General features: G+C 67.1%; 20 protein-coding genes and 1 riboswitch. Of the genes, 11 read left to right on the top strand and 9 right to left on the bottom strand.

Annotation, left to right across the window (positions count from 1 at the left end):
- Positions 1 to 91: 91 nt before the first annotated feature.
- Together K5L94_RS16695 and K5L94_RS16690 are read right to left on the bottom strand one after the other, a co-directional pair.
- A complete protein-coding gene (locus K5L94_RS16695) occupies positions 92 to 736 on the bottom strand; it encodes a M23 family metallopeptidase (protein ID WP_274510896.1) in 645 nt (214 codons plus the stop codon).
- A gap of 4 nt (positions 737 to 740) precedes the next feature.
- Positions 741 to 1,700 (bottom strand): L,D-transpeptidase family protein, encoded by a 960-nt coding sequence (locus K5L94_RS16690; protein WP_274510895.1) that lies wholly within the window; start codon positions 1,698 to 1,700, stop codon positions 741 to 743.
- Between the two features lie 235 nt (positions 1,701 to 1,935).
- Here K5L94_RS16690 and K5L94_RS16685 point away from each other — a divergent pair, with 235 nt between their 5' ends.
- Positions 1,936 to 4,059: a methyl-accepting chemotaxis protein gene (locus K5L94_RS16685; protein ID WP_274510894.1), complete on the top strand. Its 2,124-nt coding sequence runs from the start codon at positions 1,936 to 1,938 to the stop codon at positions 4,057 to 4,059.
- 69 nt (positions 4,060 to 4,128) lie between these two features.
- Here K5L94_RS16685 and K5L94_RS16680 read toward each other — a convergent pair whose 3' ends face one another.
- Complete coding sequence (locus K5L94_RS16680) at positions 4,129 to 4,560, bottom strand: hypothetical protein (protein ID WP_053450499.1); 432 nt, start codon at positions 4,558 to 4,560, stop codon at positions 4,129 to 4,131.
- 108 nt (positions 4,561 to 4,668) lie between these two features.
- Here K5L94_RS16680 and K5L94_RS16675 point away from each other — a divergent pair, with 108 nt between their 5' ends.
- The 3 genes from K5L94_RS16675 to K5L94_RS16665 all read left to right on the top strand — a co-directional run bounded on the left by K5L94_RS16675 (position 4,669) and on the right by K5L94_RS16665 (position 7,354).
- Positions 4,669 to 5,391, top strand: coding sequence for a helix-turn-helix transcriptional regulator (locus tag K5L94_RS16675; protein ID WP_274510893.1), 723 nt, complete (start codon positions 4,669 to 4,671; stop codon positions 5,389 to 5,391).
- A gap of 82 nt (positions 5,392 to 5,473) precedes the next feature.
- Positions 5,474 to 6,841 carry an amino acid permease gene (locus tag K5L94_RS16670; protein WP_053450498.1) on the top strand — a complete coding sequence of 456 codons (1,368 nt, stop codon included), beginning with the start codon at positions 5,474 to 5,476 and terminating at the stop codon, positions 6,839 to 6,841.
- Between the two features lie 102 nt (positions 6,842 to 6,943).
- Positions 6,944 to 7,354: a VOC family protein gene (locus K5L94_RS16665; RefSeq protein ID WP_053450497.1), complete on the top strand. Its 411-nt coding sequence runs from the start codon at positions 6,944 to 6,946 to the stop codon at positions 7,352 to 7,354.
- 92 nt (positions 7,355 to 7,446) lie between these two features.
- Here the strand turns inward: K5L94_RS16665 and gcvP are convergent, their stop codons facing one another.
- On the bottom strand, positions 7,447 to 10,314 hold the full coding sequence (gene gcvP, locus K5L94_RS16660; RefSeq protein WP_053450496.1) for an aminomethyl-transferring glycine dehydrogenase: 2,868 nt from the start codon (positions 10,312 to 10,314) through the stop codon (positions 7,447 to 7,449).
- A gap of 62 nt (positions 10,315 to 10,376) precedes the next feature.
- Positions 10,377 to 10,479, bottom strand: a riboswitch (glycine riboswitch).
- Positions 10,480 to 10,779: 300 nt separating this feature from the next.
- Here gcvP and K5L94_RS16655 point away from each other — a divergent pair.
- The 3 genes from K5L94_RS16655 to K5L94_RS16645 all read left to right on the top strand — a co-directional run bounded on the left by K5L94_RS16655 (position 10,780) and on the right by K5L94_RS16645 (position 13,519).
- Positions 10,780 to 12,006: a multidrug effflux MFS transporter gene (locus tag K5L94_RS16655; RefSeq protein ID WP_053451363.1), complete on the top strand. Its 1,227-nt coding sequence runs from the start codon at positions 10,780 to 10,782 to the stop codon at positions 12,004 to 12,006.
- Between the two features lie 141 nt (positions 12,007 to 12,147).
- On the top strand, positions 12,148 to 13,044 hold the full coding sequence (locus K5L94_RS16650) for a siderophore-interacting protein (protein ID WP_164087451.1): 897 nt from the start codon (positions 12,148 to 12,150) through the stop codon (positions 13,042 to 13,044).
- Positions 13,045 to 13,126: 82 nt separating this feature from the next.
- Entirely contained in the window at positions 13,127 to 13,519 is a 393-nt protein-coding gene (locus K5L94_RS16645; protein WP_053450494.1) for a hypothetical protein, read from the top strand.
- 121 nt (positions 13,520 to 13,640) lie between these two features.
- On the opposite strand, the gene K5L94_RS16640 is transcribed toward K5L94_RS16645, so the two are convergent.
- The 4 genes from K5L94_RS16640 to K5L94_RS16625 all read right to left on the bottom strand — a co-directional run bounded on the left by K5L94_RS16640 (position 13,641) and on the right by K5L94_RS16625 (position 20,457).
- Complete coding sequence (locus tag K5L94_RS16640) at positions 13,641 to 15,602, bottom strand: M2 family metallopeptidase (protein WP_274510892.1); 1,962 nt, start codon at positions 15,600 to 15,602, stop codon at positions 13,641 to 13,643.
- A gap of 614 nt (positions 15,603 to 16,216) precedes the next feature.
- Positions 16,217 to 17,866 carry a phosphoethanolamine transferase gene (locus tag K5L94_RS16635; RefSeq protein WP_274510891.1) on the bottom strand — a complete coding sequence of 550 codons (1,650 nt, stop codon included), beginning with the start codon at positions 17,864 to 17,866 and terminating at the stop codon, positions 16,217 to 16,219.
- Positions 17,863 to 18,615: a phosphatase PAP2 family protein gene (locus tag K5L94_RS16630; RefSeq protein WP_053450491.1), complete on the bottom strand. Its 753-nt coding sequence runs from the start codon at positions 18,613 to 18,615 to the stop codon at positions 17,863 to 17,865. The genes K5L94_RS16635 and K5L94_RS16630 overlap by 4 nt, the downstream gene beginning before the upstream one ends.
- A 111-nt stretch (positions 18,616 to 18,726) precedes the next feature.
- Positions 18,727 to 20,457, bottom strand: coding sequence for an ArnT family glycosyltransferase (locus K5L94_RS16625; protein ID WP_425507570.1), 1,731 nt, complete (start codon positions 20,455 to 20,457; stop codon positions 18,727 to 18,729).
- A gap of 103 nt (positions 20,458 to 20,560) precedes the next feature.
- Between K5L94_RS16625 and K5L94_RS16620 the strand changes: the two genes are divergently transcribed.
- Together K5L94_RS16620 and K5L94_RS16615 are read left to right on the top strand one after the other, a co-directional pair.
- Positions 20,561 to 21,274, top strand: coding sequence for a response regulator transcription factor (locus tag K5L94_RS16620; RefSeq protein WP_133935311.1), 714 nt, complete (start codon positions 20,561 to 20,563; stop codon positions 21,272 to 21,274).
- A complete protein-coding gene (locus K5L94_RS16615) occupies positions 21,261 to 22,547 on the top strand; it encodes a sensor histidine kinase (protein ID WP_053450488.1) in 1,287 nt (428 codons plus the stop codon). The genes K5L94_RS16620 and K5L94_RS16615 overlap by 14 nt, the downstream gene beginning before the upstream one ends.
- A gap of 471 nt (positions 22,548 to 23,018) precedes the next feature.
- Here the strand turns inward: K5L94_RS16615 and K5L94_RS16610 are convergent, their stop codons facing one another.
- On the bottom strand, positions 23,019 to 23,408 hold the full coding sequence (locus K5L94_RS16610; RefSeq protein ID WP_274510889.1) for a VOC family protein: 390 nt from the start codon (positions 23,406 to 23,408) through the stop codon (positions 23,019 to 23,021).
- A gap of 134 nt (positions 23,409 to 23,542) precedes the next feature.
- Between K5L94_RS16610 and K5L94_RS16605 the strand changes: the two genes are divergently transcribed.
- Both K5L94_RS16605 and K5L94_RS16600 read left to right on the top strand, forming a co-directional pair.
- On the top strand, positions 23,543 to 24,793 hold the full coding sequence (locus tag K5L94_RS16605) for a DUF819 family protein (protein WP_274510888.1): 1,251 nt from the start codon (positions 23,543 to 23,545) through the stop codon (positions 24,791 to 24,793).
- 186 nt (positions 24,794 to 24,979) lie between these two features.
- Positions 24,980 to 26,110 (top strand): DUF3103 family protein, encoded by a 1,131-nt coding sequence (locus tag K5L94_RS16600; RefSeq protein ID WP_274510887.1) that lies wholly within the window; start codon positions 24,980 to 24,982, stop codon positions 26,108 to 26,110.
- The last annotated feature ends 393 nt before the right edge of the window (positions 26,111 to 26,503 follow it).

Genomic DNA, 26,503 nt, shown 5'->3' with positions numbered 1-26,503 from the left:
CCCGGCAGTGCACTTGCCAGATAGCCAATTTGGGTAGGATCGTGCCCAGATCGGGCATCACTGCGACTGGCTCTGCCACGCGGCAGACGCGCTAGCCTCCCGCCCGCAGCAGCGGGTATGGATTGATCGACTCGCCTTTCCACCATTGCCTCTCCGGGCCCAGCACATGCACCTCGAAATGCAGGTGCGGGGCCTCGGCGCTGGCATTGCCGGTGCTGCCGACGTAGCCGATCACTTCCCCGCGCTTGATCACCTTCTTTTCCGCCAGCCCATCGGCATAGCGTTGCAGGTGGGCGTAGTAGTAGCACCAGCGTCCGCTGGGTTCGAACTGGTAGATCGTCAGGCCGCCGCGCTCGCTGTCGAACAGCTTTTCCACGGTGCCATCAGCCACGGCCAGCACCGGCGTACCGGCGTCGGCCATGATGTCGATGGCATCGTGTACGCGCCCTTCGCTGCGTGCATCGGTGAAGGTGTCGCGCAGCTGCGAGGCTTCGATGCCCTGTACGGGCAGCAACAGGCCGGTTGGCGTGTCGCCCGCGTTGGCCGACGGTGCCACCGATGCGGAAGGCGCTGCATCCACCTGCGGAGCTGCAGGCGCCTTCACCGGCGTTGCAGCCACTGCGGGTTGCGGGGCAGGCTGGGCAACGGCCACCGGCTGAGCCACATCCCGGCGCAGCCACCAGCCAGCACCCAGGCCCAGCAGCACGCCCAGCACGATCAGCTGCGAAAGACGCATCGCATCACTCCTGCATCACGACGGGAACGGAGGTATCCACCGCATCGGCTACGCGCAGCGCATCCCAGTTGGTCATGCGCACGCAGCCATGCGATTCGGTCTTGCCCACGTGGCCGGGCTCGGGCGTGCCGTGCAGGCCATAGTGCGGCTTGGACAGATCGATCCAGACCCGGCCCACGGGATTGTTCGGGCCCGGCGGCAGCGTGGCCTTCTTCTCGCCCTTGCGCGCATCCCAGAACAGCTTCGGGTTGTAGTGGAAGGGCGGATCGCGATACACGCCGAGGATCTTCCATTCACCGATCGGCAGCGGGTCATGCTGGCTGCCCGAGGACACCGGCACCTGCGCAATCACCTTGCCCTGCGCATCCAGCAGCTGCAGCGTGGAATCGGATTTGTCGACCACGATCTTCGTGGCCTTCGGCAATGCAGCCGGTGCGATGTTGGGGACCTGGATGCGGCTGCCCGCCTTGGCCAGATCGACGCCGGGGTTGAGCACCTTCAGCAGTTCCGGCGAGGCGTGGAAGCGCTCGCCGAGGGCTTCGGCCACGCTGCCGTAGCCCAGCGATTTCAACTTGGCCTGTGCGGCCGGTCCTTTGGGAATCGCCTGGAAGGGGCCGGCCACATCCTCGGCGGTCAGGGTGTAACTGGCCAGCGGCCCAACCGTATCGGCCTGCAGCGCTTTCCAGGTGGCGTCGTCCAGTTCCCCCGTCACGGTCAGCCCGCGCGCTGCCTGGAAGCCGGATACCGCCCTGCGCTGGTTGCTGCCGACCTCGCCGTCAATCTGGCCCGGCGAGAAATTCGCGCGATCCAGCAGCACCTGGGCGTGCAGGGCAGAGCGCGGCGCGGTATCGGGTCCTGCCTTCTCGGCAATGGGCTCGGGCAGCTGGGCCGGCGGCGGCACCTGCGCGAAGGTGGGCGAGATCAGCAAGGACAGGGCGAGCAGGGCGGGGCGGGGTACGGGCATGGAGGACTCCGGCAGATGGCAGCTCTACCCTGCCCGGAGAGGCTGCGCAGCCCCCGTGAAAGCGACCTGATGCCGGCATGAGCGGGGCAGCCCCGGCGTGGCCTGGGCCCTTGTCGCAGAAGCGCCGTGCGTGCCATCACCAAGGTGAACGGCTGCCGACGCCCGTGCGTGTTGCCGATCAAGAATGCCGGCGGCGCGGCCGATACGGGCGCATCCCCCCGTTTTGGATGTACCGATGAACTACTTGAGGAATGTCAGGGTTGCCTGGCGTCTTGGGCTGGGCTTTGGCCTGTTGTTGCTGCTGGTCGCCGCCGTGGTGGCCACGGGTGCCACCGCCAGCGTCGTGCAGAAGCGCGCGATGCAGCAGGTGGTCGATGTCAGCGTGGCCAAGGTGCGGTTGCTGTCGCAGATGCTCGATGCCAACAACCAGATGATGGTGGTGCGCCGCGAGATGCTGATCCGCCAGGGCGATGACCGTGGCCACGACGAGCAGCGCATTGCCGATCTGGTCAAGCGCTATGAGGCCAGCTGGTCCGCCTACCAGGCGCTACCCAGCGATGCCGACGGCAAGGCCATTGCTGAAACCATCGCAGCCAAGCGCGCCCTCGCTCGCCCGCTCAACAAGCAGACCAGCGAGTTGATGGAGCAGGGTGACTATCCCGGCGCGGTGGCGCTGACCCTGGGCCCGGTGCAGGAAGCGGCCAACGGCTGGAACAAGGCGCTGTCCGACGGTGTGGACTTCGAAGAGAAGGAAAGCCGTGATGCAGCCGCCGAGGCGATCCGCCTAGGCGAGCGCAGCCTGCTGCAGCTGCTGGTGCTGGGCGGCGTTGCATTGCTGGTTGGCATTGCTGCCTCGGTGATGATCGGCCGCAGCCTGACCGGTCCGCTGGCGCGCGCAGTGAACCTGGCCGAGCGCCTGGCCAAGGGCGAGCTGGATCAGGAATTCCGGCTTGGCGGTCGTGACGAATTGACCCAGCTGGGCCAGGCGATGGCCAGTGTGCGGCAGAGCGTGCAGGCCGCGATCGGCGCGCAGCTGCAGATGGCCGAGCAGCATGAGGCGGGCGCGATCCGCTATCGCATGGATGCCAGCGCGTTCCCGGGTGATTTCGGCCGCATGGTGCAGGCCACCAACAGCCTGGTCGAATCGCACGTGCAGGTGGAACTGCTGATGGCCGAGGTGATGCAGCGCTACGCCATCGGTGACCTCAGCCGTGACCTGCCGGACTACCCGGGCGAGAAGGGCGCGCTGACCCGCACCCTGTCCGCCGTGAAGCAGAGCCTGATGGCGATCAACGCGCAGATCGATGAACTGGCCCGCGCCGCGCGCGCCGGCGACTTCAGCATGCGCGGCGATGCCGCCGCATTCCAGTACCAGTTCAAGGCGATGGTCGAGCATCTCAACGGCATGATGGCCAGCTCGCAGGCCAGCATCGCCGATGTCTCCGACGTGCTGCGCGCGATCTCGCATGGCGACCTGACCGCACGCATGGACGGCGAGTACGACGGCGTGTTCGCGCGCATGCGCGACGACGCCAACACCACCACCGCGCAGCTGACCGGCATTGTGCGTGGCATCCAGGTGGCGGCCGACAGCATCAACAACGCGGCACAGGAACTGGCCGCCGGCAACAACGACCTGTCGCGCCGCACCGAGCAGCAGGCGGCCAACCTGGAAGAGGCCGCTGCATCGATGGAGGAACTGACGTCCACCGTGCGCCAGAATGCCGAGCTGGCCCGTCAGGCCGACAGCGAAGCACACGCCGCCGGTGCCGCGGTGCGCGAGACCGAACAGGCGATGGCACAGATGGCTTCGGTGATGGGCGAGATCGACCAGTCGTCGGCACGCATTTCCGAGATCTCCACGGTGATCGACGGCATCGCGTTCCAGACCAACATCCTCGCGTTGAACGCCGCAGTCGAAGCTGCCCGTGCGGGCGAGCAGGGCCGTGGTTTTGCCGTGGTCGCCAGCGAAGTGCGCACGCTTGCACAGCGCGCCGGTGTCGCCGCCAAGGAGATCAAGGAACTGATCGAAGACGCCGCTGCCAAGGTGAAGAGTGGCCTGGCGGTGACTGTTGAATCCGAAGCGGCGATCGCACGCGTGGCCCAGGCCAGTTCGCGCACCACGCAGCTGATGAGCGACATTGCCGCGGCCAGCAAGGAGCAGGCGGCCGGCATCGAGCAGGTCAACCAGGTGGTGGTGCAGATGGACCAGGTGACCCAGCAGAACGCTGCGCTGGTGGAGGAAGCCACCGCCGCCAGCCGCGCGCTGGAAGAACAGGCGCATGCGCTGACTACGTCGGTGTCGGTGTTCAAGGTGGAAGGCGCAGCAGTTTCCGCCGTGCCGCGCCGCGCGGCCTGAGCACGTCACTTCCGTTGAAATTGTGCGGCCGCAGGGCACTGCGGCCGCGTTCCAGTGGAAGGATCGCGATCAGCCACTGGCGCGGGTGCGCGCCGCCTTCTTCGCCGCCGCTTTGCGCACACTCTTCTTCGCGGCACGGGTCTTGGCTGCCTTCTTCGCGGCCGCACTGCGCGAAGCAGCGGTGCTGGCCTTCTTTGCCGCTGCCTTGCGAGCGGGAGCCTTCTTTGCGGCGGTCTTCTTCGTTGTGGCCTTGCTGGCAGTCGTCTTCCTGGCTGCCGACGTCGTGGCCGATTTCTTTGCCGGTGCCTTGCTGGCAGTCTTCCCGGCACTCTTGCGCGCGCTGCCGCTGCGCTTGCCACCCCCATCCTGCTTGTTCACCGTGGCCCAGGCGATGCGCTCGGCCGTGCCTTCGCTGGCACCGCGCTGGCGCTCGCTCTCTTCGATGTGCTCGGCCTGGCGCTTCTGCTTGTCGGTATAGGCGGATTTGTCACCGCGTGGCATGGCAGGGTCTCCGGTGGGGGCTGGCCCCCACGGTGGCCCTGGCGGCGTTAAGCACAAGTCCCGCAAGGGTGATCGCACCGGCAAGGCCGCCTCGGCTATGCTTGCCGCATGCGAGTCGAGCCCGCCGACATCGAAGCCCTGTTCGACGCCATTCCGGATGTGCTGTTCTTCATCAAGGACCGCCAGGGGCGTTACACCCACGTCAACCAGACCATGCTGCGGCGGCTGGGCCTGCGCGCGCGCAAGGATGTGATCGGGCGTACCGCGGCCGAGATCTACCCGACCGGGCTCAGTGCGGACTATGTCGACCAGGACGCCCGCGTGCTGTCCGGCGAGGTGATCGAGAACCTGATGGAGCTGCACCTGTTTGCCAACCGCGAACCGGGCTGGTGCCTGACCTGCAAGCGCCCGCTGCTGGTCGATGGGGCCATCGAGGGCCTGATCGGCATTTCCCGCGACCTTGGCCAGAAGGACAGCCTCGGCACCCAGTACGAGCAGCTGCGGCTGGCCCTGGCCCACCTCAATGCGCACTACGCCGAGAACGTGCGCATGCAGACCCTGCTGGATATCACCGGCTTCTCGCTGTCCAAGCTGGAGCGCAGCTTCCGCAAGGTGTTCCAGATGACCCCGCAGCAGGTGCTGACCCGGCTGCGGATCCAGATGGCCATGCACCTGCTGCATGGCGACGACAGCGTCGCCTGCATCGGCCAGGCCTGCGGTTTCAGCGACCAGAGTGCGTTCACCCGCAAGTTCAAGGCTGAAACCGGTTTCTCGCCGCGTGCCTATCGGGCCCGTATCGGTGGGAACGTCGGCGAACCGGCCCTGGCCTGAGCCGCCTGCTGCGCTGTGCCTATCCCCGTGGGCATGGGACAGGGTAAGGTGTCGCCCCTGTAGCCCGCCGCCAGCCCTGCCGATGCCCAATTCGATTCCGACCGCTTCGCCGTCCCGCCTCGGACATTCGCTCAAGCCCCGCCAGCTGATCATGATGGGCCTGGGCAGCGCCATCGGCGCCGGATTGTTCCTCGGCTCGGGCGTGGGTGTGCAGGCGGCCGGTCCGGCGGTGCTGGTGTCCTATCTGGTCGCCGGTGCGCTGGTGATCATCGTAATGAACGCGCTGGGCGAGATGGCGGCGGCCAAGCCGACCAGCGGTGCGTTCTCGGTGTACGCCGCCGACGCCATGGGCGCCACGGCCGGCGCCACCGTCGGCTGGCTGTGGTGGGTGCAGCTGGTGATCGTGATCGCCGCCGAGGCGGTGGGTGCGGCTGGCCTGCTGGCCACGGTCTGGCCATCGATACCGGTACCGATGGCGGCGCTGGCGTTCATGCTGTTCTTCACCGCGATCAACCTGCTCGGGGTGAAGAACTTCGGCGAATTCGAGTTCTGGTTCGCGATTCTCAAGGTGGTGGCGATCCTGGCGTTCATCGCCATCGGCGTGGCGCTGCTGATGGGCTGGCTGCCCCAGGTGACCTCACCGGGCCTGAGCAACTTCACCGAGCATGGCGGCTTCGCACCGAAGGGGCTGGCCGGCATCGGTGCAGCGCTGCTGGTGGTGGTGTTCGCCTTCGGCGGTACCGAAATCGTGGCCGTCGCCGCCGCTGAAACCGAAGACCCCGAGCGCAGCATCGCGCGTGCCATTCGCACCGTGGCCTGGCGCATCCTGGTGTTCTACATCGGCTCGCTGAGCGTGATCATCGCCGTGGTGCCGTGGACCAGCGAAGCGCTGAAATCGCCGTTCGCCGCGGTGCTGGATATCGCCCGTATTCCGGGTGCGGGCACCGCCATCACCCTGATCGCGGTGATCGCGCTGCTGTCGGCGCTCAATGCCAACCTCTACGGTGCCTCGCGCATGATGTATTCGCTGGCGCAGCGCCGCGAAGCCCCGGCCGTGCTCGGTTGGACCGATCCGCGCCAGGTGCCGGTGGTCGCCGTGCTGGCCAGCGTGCTGTTCGGCTTCGCCGCCACGGTGATGGAACTGCTGTTCCCGGACCGGGTACTGCCGGTGCTGCTGAACATCGTTGGTTCCACCTGCCTGCTGGTGTGGACGCTGTCGCTGGTCTCGCAGCTGGTGCTGCGCCGCCGCGCGGATCGCCTGGGCACGCGCCTGCCGTTCCGCATGGCCGGCTTCCCGTGGCTGACCTGCTGCGCGCTGGCGATCCTGGCGCTGATCTTCGGCCTGCTGCTGAGCGAATCGCATACCCGCCTGCAGTTCCTGTCGATGGTGGCACTGACCGCCACCATCGCCGCTGGCAGCGCCATTGCGCGGCGGATGCGCGAGGCGTGATGAAGCTGCCGGCCAGCGGCCGGCACTACCACGGGGGCTGCACATCCGGCGTGCGATGCTGATCGTGTGGGTCGTCACCGGCCCGTCGAACAGGAGTTCCGCATGCTGCGCAGCCGTCCGTTCCTGATGTTTACCGGCCAGGCCGAAGCCGCCCTGGCCCTGTATGCCGAGGCCTTTGCCGATTTCCGGCTGCTGGCGCTGCAACGCCACCCGGAGGGGCCCGGTGCCGGCGTGCCCGGCCAGGTCCGCCAGGCCATCTTCCTGCTCGGCGGCACCCACTACCTGTGCTTCGACAGCCTCGATGTGCACGGTTTCACCTTCACCCCGTCCATCTCGCTGTTCGTGGAGTGCTCCGGCGCCGAGCAGTTCGAGCGCGCGGCGCGCGTGCTGGGCGAGGGCGGCCATTGGCTGATGCCGGTGGGCGACTACGATTTCAGCAACCGCTACGGATGGGTGCAGGACCGCTTCGGCGTGTCCTGGCAGTTGAGCCTGGGGCAGATGCCGGACCCGTGATCGGATTTTTGTGGGTGTGGACCTTGCTCCACAGACCCTTGAAAAAACGGCCCGCTTGCGCGGGCCGTTTTCATTTCCGATGGATCGAAGGCTTACGCCTCGACTTCATCGTCCTTGTAGGCATCGACCGGGATGCAGGCACACATCACGTTCTTGTCGCCGTACACGTTGTCGACGCGCGCTACCGGCGGCCAGTACTTGCTCTGCTTCAGGCTGGCCAGCGGGAAGGCGGCCAGTTCGCGCGGGTAGGCGTGGGTCCACTCGCTGGCGGTCACTGCGGTGGCAGTGTGCGGTGCGTTCTTCAGCGGGTTGTCCTCGCGGTCCAGGCGGCCGTCTTCGATCGCGCTGATTTCCTCGCGGATCTGGATCATCGCGTTGATGAAGCGATCCAGTTCGTGCAGCGATTCGCTCTCGGTCGGTTCGACCATCAGCGTGCCGGCCACCGGGAAGCTCAGGGTCGGGGCGTGGAAGCCGAAGTCGATCAGGCGCTTGGCCACGTCCTCGGCACCGATGCCGCTGGTCTTTTCCAGCGGGCGCACGTCGAGGATGCACTCGTGCGCCACCAGGCCGTTGCGGCCGGTGTACAGGGTCTTGAAGTGCGGGGCCAGGCGCTTGGCGATGTAGTTGGCGTTGAGCTGCGCGACCTGGGTGGCCTTGCGCAGGCCTTCGCTGCCCATCATGGCGATGTACATCCAGCTGATCGGCAGGATCGAGGCGCTGCCGAAGCTGGCCGCGCTGACCATGCCGACCGGGCCGTGGTCACCCAGCTTGCCCGGCAGGAACGGGGCCAGGTGCTCCTTGACCGCGCACGGGCCGACGCCCGGGCCGCCACCGCCGTGTGGGATGCAGAAGGTCTTGTGCAGGTTCAGGTGCGAAACGTCCGAACCCCACTTGCCCGGCTTGGCCACGCCGACCAGCGCGTTCATGTTGGCACCGTCGGTGTACACCTGGCCGCCGTGCTTGTGGATGATCTCGCAGATCTCCACCACCTCTTCCTCGAACACGCCGTGCGTGGACGGGTAGGTCATCATGATCGCGGCCAGGCGGTCGCTGTACTTTTCGGCGTTGAGGCGGATGTCTTCGACATCGACGTTGCCGTTGGCGTCGGTCTTGGTCACCACCACCTTCATGCCGCACATCTGCGCCGAGGCAGGGTTGGTGCCATGCGCCGAGTCCGGAATCAGGCAGATATCGCGATGACCTTCGCCGCGCGAGCGGTGGTAGGCGCGGATCGCCAGCAGGCCGGCGTATTCGCCCTGCGCGCCGGAGTTCGGCTGCAGGCTGACCGCGTCGTAGCCGGTGCACTCCACCAGCATCGCTTCCAGCGTATCGATCAGTTCCTTGTAGCCCAGCGCCTGGTCGGCCGGCACCAGCGGATGGATCTGCGAGAACTCCGGCCAGGTCACCGGAATCATCTCGGCGGTGGCGTTGAGCTTCATGGTGCACGAGCCCAGCGGGATCATCGTGCGATCCATCGCCAGGTCCTTGTCGGCCAGCGAACGCAGGTAGCGCAGCAGTTCGTGCTCGCTGTGATGGGTGTTGAACACCGGGTGGGTCAGGAACGCGGACTGGCGCTGCAGGCCGGCCGGCAGCGCATCGGCGGTGCTGGCATCCAGCGCGTCGACATCCAGTGCGGCACCGAATACGGCAGCCACGGCAACGATGTCGGCGCGGGTGGTGGTCTCGTCCAGGCTGATGCCGACCGAGTCGCTGTCGATCGCGCGCAGGTTGTAACCGGCGGCGCGGGCCTTGGCGTGGATCTCATCGGCGTGCACGCCGGTGACATGCAGGGTGTCGAAGAAGTCGCCACCGACCTGCACGCCGGCCGTGCGCAGCGCCGCGGCCAGGATCGAGGCCAGGCGGTGGGTGCGGCGGGCGATGCGGGTCAGGCCGTCCGGGCCGTGGTAGACGGCGTACATCGACGCCATCACCGCCAGCAGCACCTGCGCGGTGCAGATGTTGGAGGTGGCCTTCTCGCGGCGGATGTGCTGCTCGCGGGTCTGCAGGGTCAGGCGATAGGCCGGGTTGCCCTGCGCATCGACCGAGACGCCGATCAGGCGGCCCGGCATCGAACGCTTGTAGGCATCACGGCAGGCCATGAAGGCAGCGTGCGGGCCACCGAAGCCGAACGGCACGCCGAAACGCTGGCTGTTGCCGACCACGATATCCGCACCCCATTCGCCCGGGGCGGCCAGCAGGGTCAGCGCCAGCAGGTCGGTGGCCACGGCCACCAGGCCGCCGCGTGCGTGCACGGCATCGACCAGCGCCTTGTAGTCGCCGACCTGGCCGAAGGTGTCCGGGTACTGCAGCAGCAGGCCGAAGGCTTCCGCTTCCAGTGCCTCGGCCGGGGTGCCGACGCGCAGCACGATGCCCATGGGCTCGGCGCGGGTGCGCAGCAGTTCCAGCGTCTGCGGGTGCACGGCGTCGTGCACGAAGAAGGTGTCCGACTTCGACTTGGCCGAACGCTTGGCCAGGGTCATTGCTTCAGCGGCGGCGGTGGCTTCGTCCAGCAGCGAGGCGTTGGCGATTTCCATGCCGGTCAGGTCGGCGCACAGGGTCTGGAAGTTGATCAGCGCTTCCATGCGGCCCTGCGAGATTTCCGCCTGGTACGGGGTGTAGGCGGTGTACCAGGCCGGGTTTTCCAGGATGTTGCGCAGGATCACGTTCGGCGTGTGGGTACCGTAGTAGCCCTGGCCGATGAAGCTGCGCAGCACGGTGTTCTTGTCGGCGATCGCACGGATCTTCGCCAGTGCCTGCACTTCGGTCATCGATTCGGGCAGTGCCAGCGGTGCGGGCGACTTGATCTTGGCCGGCACGATGGCATCGGTCATCGCATCCAGCGACGCGTGGCCGACGACGTCGAGCATCTGCGCGATCTCGGCATCGTTGGGGCCGATGTGGCGCTCGACGAACGCGGAATGGTGCTCGAGCTCACGCAGGGAAGGGGTGTTCTGGGACATGGCGAAGGATCCGTCAGGAAAGGGCACACGCACGGGCACAAGCCGCCGGTCGGCGGTCTGCGGGGCGCCCCTCTGTCCTTTTGCCTGAGAGTTTGGAAGTGCGGCTGGCCGCAGCTTCGTGCCCCTTCGGCGCCGGATCGAACCGGTCTCTCCAGAGTTGTGTTACGGGTGGTATCGGGCCTGAGCGATTACGGGCGTTGCGCCTTCGGCAGCGGTGTTCCGCTTCTCCCACCGTGTTGCCCGCCGATTATAGCCCGTCGCGGGCCCGTGGGCCGCCCCCGGCGGGTGCGGCCGCGCCTGAATGGCCGATGGCCCGTCCGTACGTTTTGTGCACTGCTGCATGGCATCGGGCGCAATCCCCACCTATGATGGGCGGATACCCGAATTCATCTGGCGCCGTCCCTGCTGCAGGGGGACCGGCGCCCGCCGTGCGTGCCACGCATGGCCCTGCCGGACGCCTTCCCCATGACCGCCGCTGTTGCTCCTTCCACCCGCCGCATGGCCCTGCTGCTCGCCGGCCTGGCCATGTTCGGTCCGTTCTCGATCGACACCATCTTCCCGGCCTTCCCGCAGCTGGCCCAGCGCCTGGCGGTGGACGAGGTGGCGGTGCAGCAGACCATCAGCGTGTACCTGCTGTTCTACGGCCTGATGAGCCTGGCGCACGGCCCGCTGTCCGATGCCTGGGGCCGCAAGCGGGTGATCCTCGGCGGCCTGGTGGTGTTTGTCGGCGCCTCGGTCGGCTGCGCGCTGTCCACCGACCTGACCACGCTGCTGGCGTTCCGCGCGCTGCAGGGCCTGTCGGCGGGTGTCGGCATGATCGTCGGCCGCGCGGTGATCCGCGATCTCTACCACGGCCATGACGCGCAGCGGCTGATGAGCCAGGTGTCGATGCTGTTCGGCATCGCCCCGGCGATCGCGCCGATCATCGGCGGCTGGATCCTGCTCAGTGGCGCGGGTTGGCCGCTGATCTTCTGGTTCCTGGTGGTGTTCGCACTGGTGCTGCTGGCGGCCACCGCACGCTTCCTGCCGGAAACGCATCCGGTCGAGGCGCGGGTGCCGCTGTCGCCGCGGGTGCTGATGCGCGACTACGTGCGCATCGGCTTCAATCCACGTTTCCTGCGCCTGGCGCTGGCCGGCAGCATCGGCTTCGGCGGCATCTTCCTGTACATCTCCTCGGCGCCGGTGTTCGTGATGCAGCATCTGCATCTGGGCGAGGGCGGATTCGCCTGGCTGTTCATTCCGACCATCGGCGGCATGACCACCGGCTCGTTCCTGTCCGGGCGCATGGCCGGGCACGCCACGCCCACCCGCCAGGTCGCCATCGGTTTCGCGCTTTGCGCATTGTCGGCACTGCTGAACGTCGGCTACGTGGCACTGGCGCCGCAGTTCGTGCTGCCGTGGGCGGTGCTGCCGATTTTCCTGGGTGGCATGGGCATGGCGCTGATCTTCCCGATCCTGGCGCTGGCGGTGCTGGACATGTACCCGCATCAGCGTGGCCTGGCGTCTTCGCTGCAGGCCTTTGCGCAGCTGATGATCAGCACCGTGGTGGCGGGCGTGGTATCGCCGCTGCTCAGTGCCAGCCCGTTGCACCTGGCACTGGGCCAGGCCGCCTTTTTCGCCCTCGGTTTCGTGTTCTGGTACTGGGAACACCAGCGCGAACGCGTGGCGCAGGCAGCCTGCACGGGCCATTGAGCAGCGCGCAGGGGTAGGGCGGGGCGCGATGCCTGCAACCCTTGCGACCGAACACCACCGGATTAGGCTGGGGACTCCAGCCAGCCGGTGCAGGGGTGCACGACAGCCAGCCGATCCAATGTCGTTGCATGAGGTTCCCCCATGGCTGCGCAGCAGACCTACCGCCTGTTCGAGGTGGCGCTGAAAGAGCGCCGCGTGCTTTCCCCTTCGCTGGACCGCATGGTGTTCACCGGTGCCGACGTGGCACGGATGAAGACCGAAGGCCCGGACCAGCGGATCAAGGTGTTCTTCCCCTTGCCCGGCCAGGACCTGCCGCAGGTCCCCAGCGGCGAGGACTGGTACCCGCGCTACCGGGCCCTGCCTGACGACCAGCGCCCTCCGATGCGCACCTACACCATCCGCCAGCTGCGCGCTGAGCAGGGCGAGGTCGACGTCGATTTCGTCATCCACGGCGTGACCGGGCCCGCCTCGCGCTGGGCCATGCATGCACGCCCGGGCGACCGTGTGGTGCTGCTCGCTCCGGATGCCGACTGCGCCGACAGCAGCGAAGGCTGGGAATGGAAGCCGCCGGCCGGTGTGGGCCAGGTGCTGCTGGTGGCCGACGAGACCGCGTTGCCGGCCGTGGCCGGCATCCTGGAGGAACTGGCCGCGCTGGCGGACCCGCCACGCACGCTGGCCCTGCTGGAAGTCGCCCAGGCCGGTGATGCGGTGCCGTTGACCGCGCCGGCCAGCGCCGAACTGGTCTGGCTGCCGCGCGGGCAGGCGGCCTACGGCCAGCCCCTGCTGCAGGCGGTGCAGGAACGCCTGGCAGCGGCCTCGAGCGTGGCCGCCGGCGATGAGCTGGAGGAGATCGACGTCGATGCGCAGATCCTCTGGGAGCAGGCCGATGCCAGCGTGGCCGGGCCGCTGTACGCATGGGTGGCGGGCGAGGCCGGGGCCGTGATGGCGATCCGCCGGCATCTGGTCCGCGACTGCGGGCTGGACCGCCGCGCGATCACCTTCATGGGCTACTGGCGGCACGGCAAAGTACTGGACTGATCGTGCGGGATTGAACGTGCGTGAAGTGGCCCGGCGGGCGGGGTGCGCTATCCTTGCGCCCCCCTCGCCGCGGTACCGCACCATGTCCACCAGCTCCAAGACCCGCCGCGACCAGCGCCGTCGCCAGGAAAAGCAGGCCGCCAACAAGGTTGCAGCCCAGGCCTCGCCGGTGGAGCCGCATGCCGAACTGCGCGACGCGCAGCGCACCCTGCTGGCCGGGGTCGTGCGCCGTGACGGCGAATGGGTGCTGGGCATGGACGGCCGCATCGCTGGCCACAGCGAGAGTGCTGCGCAGGTGCTGGCGCTGATCATGCAGGCCGGTGAACTGCACGAGCGCAACGGCACGCCGGTGCGCCTGATGTACTCCGATGCGCTTCGCGATGCCGCGCAGGCCGAAGCGAAGGAGAAGGGTCAGACCTTCGAGGAATTCAAGGCCGAGCTGGCCGCGGCGATGGCGGCGAAGAAGAACAGCTGACAGGCATTTCGGTAGAGCCGGCCGCTGGCCGGCTGCCGGATGGAATTTCACCGAGCTGTTGCCGGCCAGCGGCCGGCACTACCGGAAAGGGGCGGATCCTCGCGGATCCGCCCCTTCTTTTTTACTTCGCAGGGGCCGCGTTGGCCTGCCAGCCGCACATCTGGCCTTCGTTCTGCTGCTTCAGCCACTCGTTGACCGGGGTGAAGTACTCGATCATCGGGCCGGCATCGAGCTTGTCGGTGCCGGTCAGTTCCTTCAGCGTGGCCTGCCACGGCTGGCTGGCACCCTTGCTCAACATCGCCCAGTACTTCTGGCCGGCTTCCTTGTTGCCGTAGAAGGTGCACTCATGCAGCGGGCCCTTGTAGCCGGCCGCATCGCACAAGCCCTTGTAGAACTGGAACTGCAGGATGCGCGCCAGGAAGTAGCGGGTGTACGGGGTGTTGCCCGGCACGTGGTACTTCGCGCCCGGGTCGAAGAACTCTTCGCCACGGCTGCTGGCCGGGGCGACGCCCTGGTACTTGGCCTTCAGGTCCCACCACGCCTTGTTGTAGTTGTCGGCGGTGATCGAACCGTCGAACACGCCCCAGCGCCAGCGGTCGATCATCAGCCCGAACGGCAGGAAGGACACGCCCGACAGCGCCATGCGCATCTGGTTGTTGATGACCGCCTCACGACTCTCGGTCGGCGCATCGACCAGGCCGATCGAGCTGAGGTACTTGGGCGTCATCGCCAGCACGATGGTGTCGCCGATCGCTTCATGGAAGCCATCGTTGGCACCGCCCTGGAACAGCGGCGGCAGCGGGTTGTAGGCCAGGTCGTAATAGATGTGGCCCAGCTCGTGGTAGATGGTGGTGAAGTTCTCTTCGTTCGGCTTGATGCACATCTTGGTGCGCACATCGCCTTCCATGTTCATGTCCCAGGCGCTGGCGTGGCAGACCACGTCGCGGTCGTCGGGCTTGATGAACTGGGTCTTTTCCCAGTACGACTGCGGCAGCGAGGGCATGCCCAGCGACACGTAGAAGTCCTGCGCGCGCTCGGTCATCTGCCTGGCGGTACGCAGTTCGGCCTCGCGCTGCGCCTTGTACTGCGCGGCCACGTTGGCATCCTTGCCGGCCTTGGCCAGCGCGGCGCTCAGGTTGCTCTGGTACTGCTTTTCAAGCGCTGCGGTGATGTCCAGGCTGCCGGCACCGGGGTACGGTTCCAGCTGGTCCCACAGGTTCGACCAGTCCTGCTGCCACATGTTGCCCAGCAGGTGCGCGGCGATCAGGCCATTGCCCACTTCGGCCTTGTCCTTGCCGTAGGTCTTGTCCAGCTTGCCGCGTGCGTAGCAGTGCAGCTGCTCGTACATCGGCTTGACCTGTTCCCACAGGCGGTCGGTTTCCGGGCCGATCTGCTCCGGCGGCATGTCGTAGCCGCTGCGCCACATCTGCCCGGCATCGGTGAAGCCCATGCCCTTGGCACCTTCGTTCACCAGGCCGACGAACTTCTGGTAATCGCCGCGCATGCTCTTGGTGGTGCTGTGCCAGCCCTGCCAGGCATCGAGCTGCTTGTCGTAGTCGCGGCTGCGCGCCAGCACCTGCTCCAGTTCGCCCAGCTGGCGGCAGGAGTTCGGATCGTTGGCATCGGTGCAGTACTTGCCGGCCCCGTAGCTGCCCTCCATGCGGGTGGCGATCTGGGTCAGCTCAGCCAGCTTGGCCGGGTCACGCGGCGCCGGCATCGAGGACATCAGCTTCAGCAGGTGGATGGCGCGCTTGCTGTCCTCGCTCATCGGCTTGCCTTCGAACTTGGCGGCCTGCTCGATCCAGCTGTTGAGCTGGGTCAGCGAGCGCTCGTTGGCCTTGGCCGCGATGCGTTCGGAATCGCTGTTGATGTAGGTGGAGGACAGCCACTGCGCCGAGGTCATCTCCGGGTAGGCGGCCTTGAATTCGGCATTGATGCGGGCCACGAACTGGTCGGCGGTTTCGCCGGCCGGCGCGCTGGGGCTGGCGGTCTCGGTGCCGGGCGACGGTTCCTTCTTGCAGGCGACCAGGGCCAGCGTGGCGGCGGCGATTGCCGAGGCCAGCAGGAGATGGCGGTGTTTCACGGGCGGTCCTTGGGTGGTGAACGACGGCCGAAGGCTAGTGGGCAGCCGCTGCCACCGCAAGTGGCGGAGGTTGGCCGGGCGGCGCCCGGCACCCGCCGAAGCAACGGCAACAGCAACATCAACATCAAAAGCGGGCTATCCGTGGGATGGCGGGGCGGTGTGGGCTTGCAGGACACGCCGTAAACCCATCCATGGGGGCTCGATGGCGCCATCCATGGCGCCAACGGTCCTGCAAGCCCACACCGCCCCACCTCTGACAGATCGCGGCGGCCGTTGGTAGGTGTCGACCTTGGTCGACACATCTGTCAGGTATCGAAAGTCAAATTTGAATCAGATCTACCGTGTCGACCAAGGTCGACACCCACCAGAGCAGACTGCCGTTCCAACAGATTGCGGAAAACTGTCGAAGGCGGGGTGGGTCCGGTGGCGGGAGTGTCCGCGGCATGGATGCCGCGGCCAAGCCCCCAGGGATGGGTTTACGGCGTCTCCCGCCACCGGACCCACCCCGCCAACCCACAGGAAGCCTGCATCTGCTGTTGCTGTTGCTGTCGAGGCTGCCGGCCAGCGGCCGGCACTACCGCAGGTGCAGGGCTGCAAGCCCTGCCAAACAACCCTCACCCTTCGCAGTTGGCGAACACGTCGCGGTCGCGCTCGTACAGCGAGGTCTTCACCTGCATCAGGCCCAGCACCGATGGGAACAGGTTGTCATGGTCGGCATAGGCCGCCGAACGCTTGCGCACGCACTGCAGGTCCAGACCGCGGCTGCTGGCGAAGCCCGGCGAGAACCACATCGTCATCGGCACGCGGGTCTGCTCGGCCGGGGCGATGGCGTAGGGCACGCCGTGCAGGAACAGGCCCTTCTCGCCCAGTGACTCGCCGTGGTCGGACAGGTAGATCATCGCCGTGTCGTAGTCCTGCAGGCCCTGCAGCGTGCCGATCGTCTTGCTCAGGAAGTGATCGGTGTACAGCACGGCATTGTCGTAGCTGTTGGTGATCTCCTCGCGCGAGCAGCGGCCGATGTCACGGGTGTCGCAGGTCGGGGTGAAGCGGCGGAATGCCGGCGGATAGCGCTCGAAGTAGGCCGGGCCGTGGTTGCCCAGCTGGTGCAGCACCACCACCCGGTCGCCGGGCTTGGCGCGCACCTGGGTGGCCAGGTCCTGCAGCAGGATCTCGTCCATGCAGCGGCCATCGGCGCACAGCCCCGGCGTGGTCGCGTCGGACAACGACTGGAAGTCCAGGCCTTCGCACACGCCCTTGCAGCCGGACTGGTTGTCACGCCACAGCGGTGCGATACCGGCACGGTTCAGCACATGCAGCAGCGACTGGTGCGCGCGGATCTTCTTCTCGTCGTAGTCGTGGCGGCCCCATGGCGAGAACAGGCACGGCAGCGAGACTTCGGTGCTGGTACCGCACGAGTGCATGTCCGGGAAGTTGATCACCGGCGCCTGCGCCAGTTCCGGCGTGGTGTTGCGGCCGCCGTTGAGGCCCCAGTTCTGCGCGCGCACGGTCTCGCCCATCACGATCACCAGCAGGCGCGGCTTGCTGGCCGGTGTACGCGGGGTGGCCTTGGCGTCGGTGCCGATCGGCAGCTTCGGCGCGCGCTGCACCGGATTGTCGCCACGCAGCGCACGCGGCATGCCCAGCAGCACGTTGGCCGGGGTGGCGAGATAGCGTACTTCGCGCTGGTTGCGCATCAGCGCCGAGACGTCCTGGAACGAGATCAGCGCGCCGCCGACCGCGGTCACCGCTGCCACTACCAGGAAGCCGAGGCGCCACAGCAGGCTGCGTCCCCAGCATCGGCGGCGCAGCTGCACACGCCACAGCACCACCATCGGCAGCACCGCCAGCAGCAGCACCGGCCACACCAGCGACACCGTCATCAGTTCGCGGCTTTCCTTGGGGTCGGTCGCCAGCACGTTGCGCAGCATGTCCGCATCCAGGTAGATGTGGTAACGGCTCATGTAGTGCGCGGCGAATGCAGTCACCAGCAGCAGCAGGCTGATCACCACCTTGGCGTTCCAGCGCCAGACCAGGATGCCGAGCAGTACGCCGTGCGTACCCAGCAGCAACAGCAGCAGCGAAAGGGCGTAGCGCAGGCTGCCCGGATGGCTGGCCATCGCGCTGTGCCAGAACAGGCCGTTGCCGGCCACCGCGAAGAACAGGCTGGTCAGCGCGATCAGTGCTTCGGTGGACAGCTGCGGCCGCCAGCGGAGGACGCTTGCCAGGGCCGGCAGGCGGGTAGAGCGTTGGACCGATGCGCTCATGCGTTTGCCTCCTGGCGGTGGGGACGGTCCAGCTGACGGCGGATCAGGACATACAGGCCCAACGAAAGCAGCCAGCACGTCAAGGCCGTGGCAACGTCATGCGAAAGGAAGTGCGCACCGCGCAGCTGCTGGCTGATGCCGAACACCAGGCCGCTGCCCAGGCCGATCCACAACCCCGCCCAGCGCCACGACGGCCGCCACAGCAGGGCGAAGAAGTACAGGCAAAGCCAGGCGTAGCCCGCGCTGGCGTGCCCGGCCGGGAAACACGCCTGCGGTGCCATGCCGGCCGGGCGCAGGGTGAACAGTCCGATGAAGGGCTGGTGGCCGCCATAGCGCAGCAGGTCCCACGGGCATTCCATCGGCACCAGCGACTTCAGCAGGGAGATCACTCCGGTGCCCAACGCCATGGCAACAACGACATAGAGCAGCGCCCAGCGCAGGGTCCGGTCACGGCCCTTGCGCCAATGGTGGAAGCACAACAGGATCGCCACCAGCGCGGCTGCCGTGCTCATCCACTTGCCGGCCTTGTGGACGAGCGTGCGGGTGACCCAGGCGTCCTGCAATGCCCAGTGGCCACCCTCAAGGCGGAACAGGTGGTCGGCGACCCACTGATCGCCACCGAAGCCCATCAGCAGCGCGAACACGGGCAGGCCGATGGCGACAGGCAGCCAGAGGTGAGTTACGGCAAATCTTGACGCCAGCGGCGATGTCGCAAGCGGCGCTACCGAATCAATGGGACGGACGGGCATGCTGGGAAAGGGCGGTTCGGGAATCCGCGGCCATGCTCGTCACCTGGATGTCGGAGAAGGGTCGGACGCTCGTTCGTGCCGGGTTAATGTTTGCCCGGCACGAGCCAACGTTCAGTCTTCTTCGGCGGTCGACCCGGCCCGCTCGGCATGGCATTGCGGGTCCCAGGCGGTACCCGGAAGCAGCTGCCAGCGATTGCGGTTTGCCACGCCGATGTCGATCACCTTGGCTGGGTCCACGCAGGGGCTCATCGCATCGTCCAGTACCAGCAGCCAGCGCTTGTCCGGCGCTTCGGCCAGCCACGGGCCGGCATCGTGCCATTGCTCGGGCCAGGGGCGCTTGAAGCCGAACTCGCGCACCGGGCGGTCGGCCTGCAGCAGGTTCTGTTCGCGCCAGGCCACCAGCGCCAGTTCGGCATCGGGGCCGATCCGTGTGCCAACCCGGCGCATCAGCGCCGAGGCCGATGCATAGGGATCCAGCGCCGGAATCAGCACCAGTCCGTACAGCATCCACAGCATGCCGTGGGTCAGCAGCACCAGTGTCGCAGCGCGCCGTACCCGCAGCCATACGATCAACGTGGCCAGGGCGATGGCGAAGGTCAGCAGGCCGTCGCCGAGCACCGGCAGCAGGGTGTCAGGCATGGCCCGGCGCTCCAGCTGCGCCACCGCCCACGGATGCTCGGTCATCAGCATCACGCCGAGCACGCCGGTGGCCAGCATCAGCACCACGCTGTAGCCGAACAGGTAGCGGCGCACGCACAGCCGGCGCAGCAGGCCCGGCAGCAGCGGTGCGACGGCCAGCGCCATCGCCGGCAGCATCGGCAGCAGATAGACCTCGCGCTTGCCCGGGCTGGCACTGAAGAACACCAGCACCAGCAGCGCCCAGCCCAGCAGCAGCCACTGCCGGCGGTCGCCACGGCGCAGGCGGCGCCACCACGGCTTGAACAGCAGCGGCAGCAGCAGGCTGCCTGGCAGCCACAGGGTGAGGATCACCTGCAGGTAGTACCAGACGGGCTGGCGGTGATGCCAGGCGTTGGCGTAGCGGGTGCCGGTCTGCTTGAACAACAGCTCATGCGCGTAGGCCTGAAGCTCGGCGCTGGGCGCATGCAGCAGGGCCCAGCCCAACGGTGCCAGCCACACCCCCACGCCCAGCAGGAAGGCCGGGATGAGCCAGAGCAGGCTGACCGGATGCGGGCCGTCCACCACATGGCCACGGCGACGCTGGTACAGCCACCAGCCGAACCAGGGCAGCACCATCAGCAGCGGCAGGAAACCCACGCCCTTGGTCACCGTGCCCACGCCGGCGGCGAAACCGGCCAGCCACAGGGTGGGCAGGTTGCGTCGCTCGCACAGGTGGCGCATCAGGCCCCACAGGGCCACCGTGGTCATGCCCACCAGCACCATGTCGATCTGCGCGCGCTTGGCCATCAGGCCGAACTGCAGGGTGCAGAACAGCGCAGCCACGGCGTAGAGCGAATGCCGGGGGGACCACAGGCGCCGCGCCAGGTCCGAGACCAGCCACAGGCTGAGCAGGGCACCCAGCAGCGAGGGCAGCAGGAACGACCACTGCCAGCTGCCGACCACCTCGTAGGCCGCCGCCTGCAGCCACATGAACACCGGAGGCTTTTCCGCATACAGCTCGACGCCACGGTGGGGCAGCAGCCATTGCCCGCTCTCGACCATGGTGCGGGCAGCCAGCACGAAGCGGGGCTCGTCCGGCGGTTGCGGCTGGCGCATGCCGATACCGGCCGCCAGCGCGGCAATGATCAGCAGCCACAGCAGGGGCAGGCGCCAACGACGGGGCAGGGCTACGGGCACGGCGGGCTCCGGGAGCAAAACAGCCATTCTGAGGCGGCAGGGGTGGGAAAAGCGTCGGAGGTGGCCAAGGCGACCGCATTCCGACATGGGCAGCGCTACCATGTTACGAACTTCCGTGGATGTTTCGTGCATGCGTCTGTTGGTGATCGAGGACAACCGCCAGCTGGTGGCCAACCTGTTCGACTATTTCGAGTCGCGCGGGCATGTGCTGGACGTGGCCCCGGATGGCATCACCGGCCTGCACCTGGCCGGCAGCCACCCCTACGATGCGGTGATCCTGGACTGGATGCTGCCGCGCATGGAGGGGCCGGAGGTGCTGCGCCGCCTGCGCGCCGAGCACGCCTCGGAAGTGCCGGTGATCATGCTGACCGCACGTGACGAGCTGCCGGACAAGATCGCCGGCTTCCGCGCTGGTGCCGACGACTACCTGACCAAGCCGTTTGCCCTTCCCGAGCTGGAGGTGCGGCTGGAGGCGCTGCTGCTGCGTGCGCAGGGCCGCAATCCGCGCAAGCGGCTGCAGGTGGGCGACCTGGTGCTGGACCTGGCGACCCTGGAGGCGCAGCGCGGCAGCCAGGTACTGCATCTGTACCCGGCCTGCCGCAAGCTGCTGGAAGTGCTGATGCGTGCCAGCCCCGGTGCGGTCACCCGCCAGCAGCTGGAGTTCGCGCTGTGGGGCGACGAACCACCGGATGGAGACCTGTTGCGTTCGCATGTCTACGAACTGCGCCGCAGCGTCGATGGCCCGTTCGCTGACAAGCTGATCCACACCCTGCCGCGGGTCGGCTATCGGCTGGCGGTGACTTCGGCCAACGATCCGGCCAGGGATGACGATGAAGGCGCGTAAGCCGGGACCGCTGTACCGGCGCGTGGTGTGGTGGTTGCTGGGCTACCTGGCGCTGTTGTCGATCGCGGTGTTCAGCGTCGGCAACTACGTGCATGAGCACGCCGAGCATGCGGCCTGGCGCGCGCTGCTCAACTCCGAACTGGACAGCATCGTCGACCATACCGAGCACGAGCCGCATTACCGCTGGCAGGACTCGGACACGCTCAGCCTGTTCCGTTTCGATGAAGGCAACATGCCCGAGAGCGTGCGCACGCTGCACCCGGGGCTGCACGATGGGGTACCGATCAAGGGGCGGCAGACCGCCGTGATGGTGCGCGACACCGGCTCGATGGGGCGGGTGGCGCTGGCGCTGGACATCTCCGACTTCCATGACCTGGAGCAGTTCGCCACGCGCTGGGTGATGCTGGCCGGGGTGATCATGATCTTCGTCACCGTGCTGATGGCTTCGTTCGGCATGGAGCGGATGGTGCGTCCGCTGAGCCTGCTGGCCCAGCATATCGGTGCGCTGCGGCCGGGTGTGCAGGGGCAGCGCATCAACGTGGACCCGCGCGGCAGTTCCGAGCTGCATACCATCGCCGATGCGCTGAATGACTACCTGGACCGCAACGAGCAGTTCGTCGAGCGTGAGCGGGTGTTCATCAGTACCGCCAGCCATGAGCTGCGCACGCCGATCGCGGTGATGACCGGCGCCGCGGAACTGGCACTGGAACAACCGGGCCTGCCGGATCGGGCGCGCCAGCAGATGCAGCGCGTGCTGCGTACGGCGCAGAGCGTTGAGCAGCTGATCGAGCTGCTGCTGGTGCTGGCACGCGATCCGGCGCGACTGGCCGCTCGCGCCGAGCGCATCGCGCTGGACCAGTTGCTGCCCGAGATTGTCGATGACCACCGCCACCTGCTTGGCGACAAGGACCTGAGCATCGGCATCCAGGCCGCGCCGGTGGATATTGTTGCGCCGTTGGCGGTGGTACAGGCGGCGATCGGCAACCTGTTGCGCAACGCCATCGAGAACAGCGGCCGTGGCCATATCGAACTGCGACTAAGTTCGTCGGCAGTGCTCACCCTGCAGGACCCGGGGCACGGCATGAGCCCGGAGGAGATCGCCGCGATTCATGCGCGCATGGCCCGGGGCGACCGCGCCGACCGCGGTGGAGGCATCGGCCTGGACCTGATCGCGCGCCTGTGTGAACACCTGGGCTGGACCCTGCGGCTGCAGCCCTGCGAAGCGCGTGGTACGCGCGCCACCCTGGATTTCAGCGCTTCGCGCCCGACCTGATCCGGCTGTCCTGGTAGATGCCAACCTTGGTTGGCATACTGCCCGTCGACCAAGGTCGACGCCTACCCAGGCAATGGGCGGCCTGTGTCGTGGTAGATGCCAACCTTGGTTGGCATGCTGTCCGTCGACCAAGGTCGACGCCTACCCAGGCAATGGGCGGCCTGTGTCGTGGTAGATGCCAACCTTGGTTGGCATGCTGTCCGTCGACCAAGGTCGACGCCTACCCAGGCAATGGGCGGCCTGTGTCGTGGTAGATGCCAACCTTGGTTGGCATACTGCCCGTCGACCCAGGTCGACGCCTACCCAGGCAATGGGCGGCCTGTGTCGTGGTAGATGCCAACCTTGGTTGGCATGCTGTCCGTCGACCAAGGTCGACGCCTACCCAGGCAATGGGCGGCCTGTGTCGTGGTAGATGCCAACCTTGGTTGGCATGCTGTCCGTCGACCAAGGTCGACGCCTACCCAGCAGTGGTCACCGTCCGTCCGCGCGCGCCACGTGCTGGTCGATCAGGATCACATTCCCATCAGGATCGGCCAGCTGCAGGTAGCCGGTGCCCTGGCCCTCAGGGTCGGTACGTACTGCCAGCTCGATGCCCTTCGAGTCCAGCTCGGCCTGGAGTTCACGCACGTCCTGGAAGTGGGGCAGTTCCTGCCTGTGCTGGTCCCAGCCGGGATTGAAGGTGAGCAGGTTGCCCTCGAGCATGCCCTGGAACAGTCCGATCACCGTGCCGTTGCTGCGCAGTACCAGCCAGTTCTGTGCCGGGTCGCCACCAGTGACCGAGAAGCCCAGCGCTTCGTAGAACGCGCGGGAGGCGGCCAAATTCTTCACCGAGAGGCTGACCGAGAAAGCGCCGAGCTGCATGGGGAGGCTCCCGGAGGGGATGGGGTCGTGGTCGGCACTGCAGCATGACCCGGCGTGAAGACAATGTTAATCTCAACCTGCGCCGCTTCATGCGGCGCTTTTTTTTCCCGCTCTTTCGATCGACAGAGGATCCCATGCCGACCGAACCCGCTACCGCCCTGATCAGCAACGACATCGTTGGACTGGGCCTGATTGCCGCCACCCTGGCCCTGATCTTCTGGGCTGCCAGCGGTCCGACCCCCTTGCTGAAGAAGATCTTCGCCTGGGTGCCGGCACTGCTGCTGTGCTACTTCATCCCCGCCATCTACAACACCGCCGGTGTCATCGACGGCCACAACACCTCGCTGTACAACCCGGTCGCACGTGATGTGCTGCTGCCTGCCGCGCTGGTCCTGCTGACCCTGTCGATCGATCTCAAGGGCATCGCCAAGCTCGGTCCGAAACTGCTGATCGTGTTCTGTGCTGGTACCGCCGGCATCATGCTCGGCGCCATCGTCTCGTTCCAGCTGATGAAGCTGATCCACCCGGAAACCGTGGCCGGCGACACTTGGGCCGGCATGGCCGCACTGGCTGGCAGCTGGATTGGCGGCGGCGCCAACATGGTCGCGATGCGCGAAGTGTTCGGTACCGATGCCACCACCTTCGGACAGTTCGCGGTGGTCGACGTGGCCTGCGCCAGCCTGTGGATGGCGATCCTGCTGTTCCTGGCCAACCGTGCACAGCAGATCGACACCCGCAATGGTGCCGATACCCGCGCCATCGACGAGATGAAGGCCCGCATCAGTGCCTACGAGGCGCAGAATGCGCGCATTCCCAGCATGACCGACCTGATGGTGATCGTCGGCGTGGCGCTAGGCGGCGTCGGCCTGGCCCATGCGATCGCGGCGCCGCTGTCGGGCTGGTTCAAGGCCAACATCAGCTGGGCCAGCCAGTTCAGCCTGGACAGCCAGTTCGTGTGGGTGATTCTGCTGTCCACCGCAATGGGCCTGGGCCTGAGCTTCACCCGCGCACGCCGGCTGGAAGCGGCGGGTGCCTCGCGGCTGGGCACGGTGTTCCTGTACTTCCTGATCGCCTGCATCGGCATGCAGATGAACCTGCTGTCGCTGCTGGATCGTCCGTGGCTGTTCCTGCTGGGTGCGATCTGGATGGCCACGCACGTGCTGGTGCTCTGGATCGTTGCCAAGCTGCTGCGCGCACCGTTGTTCTTCTTCGCGATCGGTTCGCAGGGCAACATCGGTGCGGCGGCATCGGCCCCCGTGGTGGCGGCGGCTTTCCACCCTACGCTGGCCCCGGTGGGCGTGCTGCTGGGCACGGTGGGCTATGCCACCGGTACGGGCCTGGCGTATGTCACCGGCTTGATCCTGAAGTGGATGGCTACCGGCTGAGCCGGGCCACACCTGGCATCGCGATCCCGTGTAGAGCCGAGCCGATGCTCGGCTCTGCTTTTTTCAGGCCGCAGGCAGAACTGTGCGGTACATACCGGATCGTATGGTGACCGCGTCGTAGCGTAGGCAGCACCTGTCGCTCATCCAGAGCGACGTTGCCTGGGGGCTGGAATGACGCATCGACGGATGATTGGGGGGACCACGCTGCTGGCACTGCTGTTGGCCAGCGCCGGGGCAGCTGCGCAAGGCGATGCTGCCACGCGTGGTGCTCAGATACAGGCCGTAACCGAGGCCAGTGCGCGTGAGGTGGCGGGATTGATTGCCCAACCCGGCTTCGCCGAGGCCGTGCGCACCACGCTGGCGGCCTCACCGGAACGGGGCGTGGCACTGGACGCCGTGATGGAGCGCTTCGACCCGGGCGTCCGCACCCAGGCCAGCGTCTCGCTGACCAGCAACGATCAGCAGCTGCGCCGGGCCAAGGGCTTGCCAGCGCAGGGCGCAGGGCTGCTGCAGCTGCGCGCCTACGTGCCGGACGGCCAGTCGCTGGCCGACATCGCGCCGCGCCAGTTGTGGGTGGCCAGCCTGCCACGGGGCAATGATCGTGACTGGACCACGCTGACGGCCTACGACGCGCAGGGCCGCGCGCATGTGCTGGACGCAAGGCAGGCACCGGCATTCCCGGTCTTGATCGTCGATGTCGATACCCGCCGCTCGGTGCAGGAAGGCATGGCGCTGGTCAACGCCGGCCTGCGCGCACGGGGCCTGCAATCGCCCGAGCGCATCCAGCTGTCGGACGATGGCGCGCGTGCATCACTGGACATCACCCGGCTGGACCGCATCCGCCTGGCCGACGACCAGGAGCCGTGGGCGCTGGGCGCGGCGGAGGTGTTCGCGGTGGTGTCCGGGCTGCAGATCGGCAAGGCGGAGCCGGAGATGGCCACGGTCGACATGCCCTACCTGGACCATGACAAGACCGACTACACGCCGCAGCAGGCGCTGGTGCTGTGGGGCAACTATCGGTTCAACGCCGCCAACGTGCAGTTGTTCGAGGATGACGGTGACACCAACTACCAGGACCTGCTGGTGGCGTTGAGCAACGGTGTGAAGGCAGCGCTGGGTGCGTTCGCACCGGAGTATGCGGTCATCGCCGATATTGCCGGCGCGATCCTCAAGGCGATGCCGTCGTCGTGGTTTTCCAACGACATCGATTACCTGGACAGCTTCTATCTTGTCCAACGCGGGCAGGCGTACACCGATCGCATGGGAGCAGCGAACAACGCCAAGGTCACGCTCACTCCCATTACCCTGGTGGAGTAGGCCGGCAGGGCTTGCAGCCCTGCACCCGCTTCAATCAACGGCAACGTCAAAAGCCGAAGCGGCATTCCGTGGGTTGGCGGGGCACTGTGGGTGTGCGGGGACGCCGTAAACCCATCCATGGGGGCTTGGTCGCCGCATCCATGCGGCTCACACCCCGCACACCCACAGTGCCCCGCCTTCGACAGGTTCACGCGGCTGTTGGTGGGTGCCGACCGTTGGTCGGCACATCTGTCAGATATCGATAAACAAAATGGGGTCAGATCCGTTTCCTTCGGGAAACGGATCTGACCCCGCATGTGTCTCGCCGTCACCGGCAATCTGTCAGAGGTGGGGCGGTGTGGGCTTGCAGGACCGTTGGCGCCATGGATGGCGCCATCGAGCCCCCATGGAAGG

The organism is Stenotrophomonas forensis, assembly GCF_028752115.1.
Classification (GTDB): domain Bacteria; phylum Pseudomonadota; class Gammaproteobacteria; order Xanthomonadales; family Xanthomonadaceae; genus Stenotrophomonas; species Stenotrophomonas forensis.
Note: the sequence above shows the minus strand (reverse complement) of the source record. Positions and strands in the feature narration are given on the sequence as shown.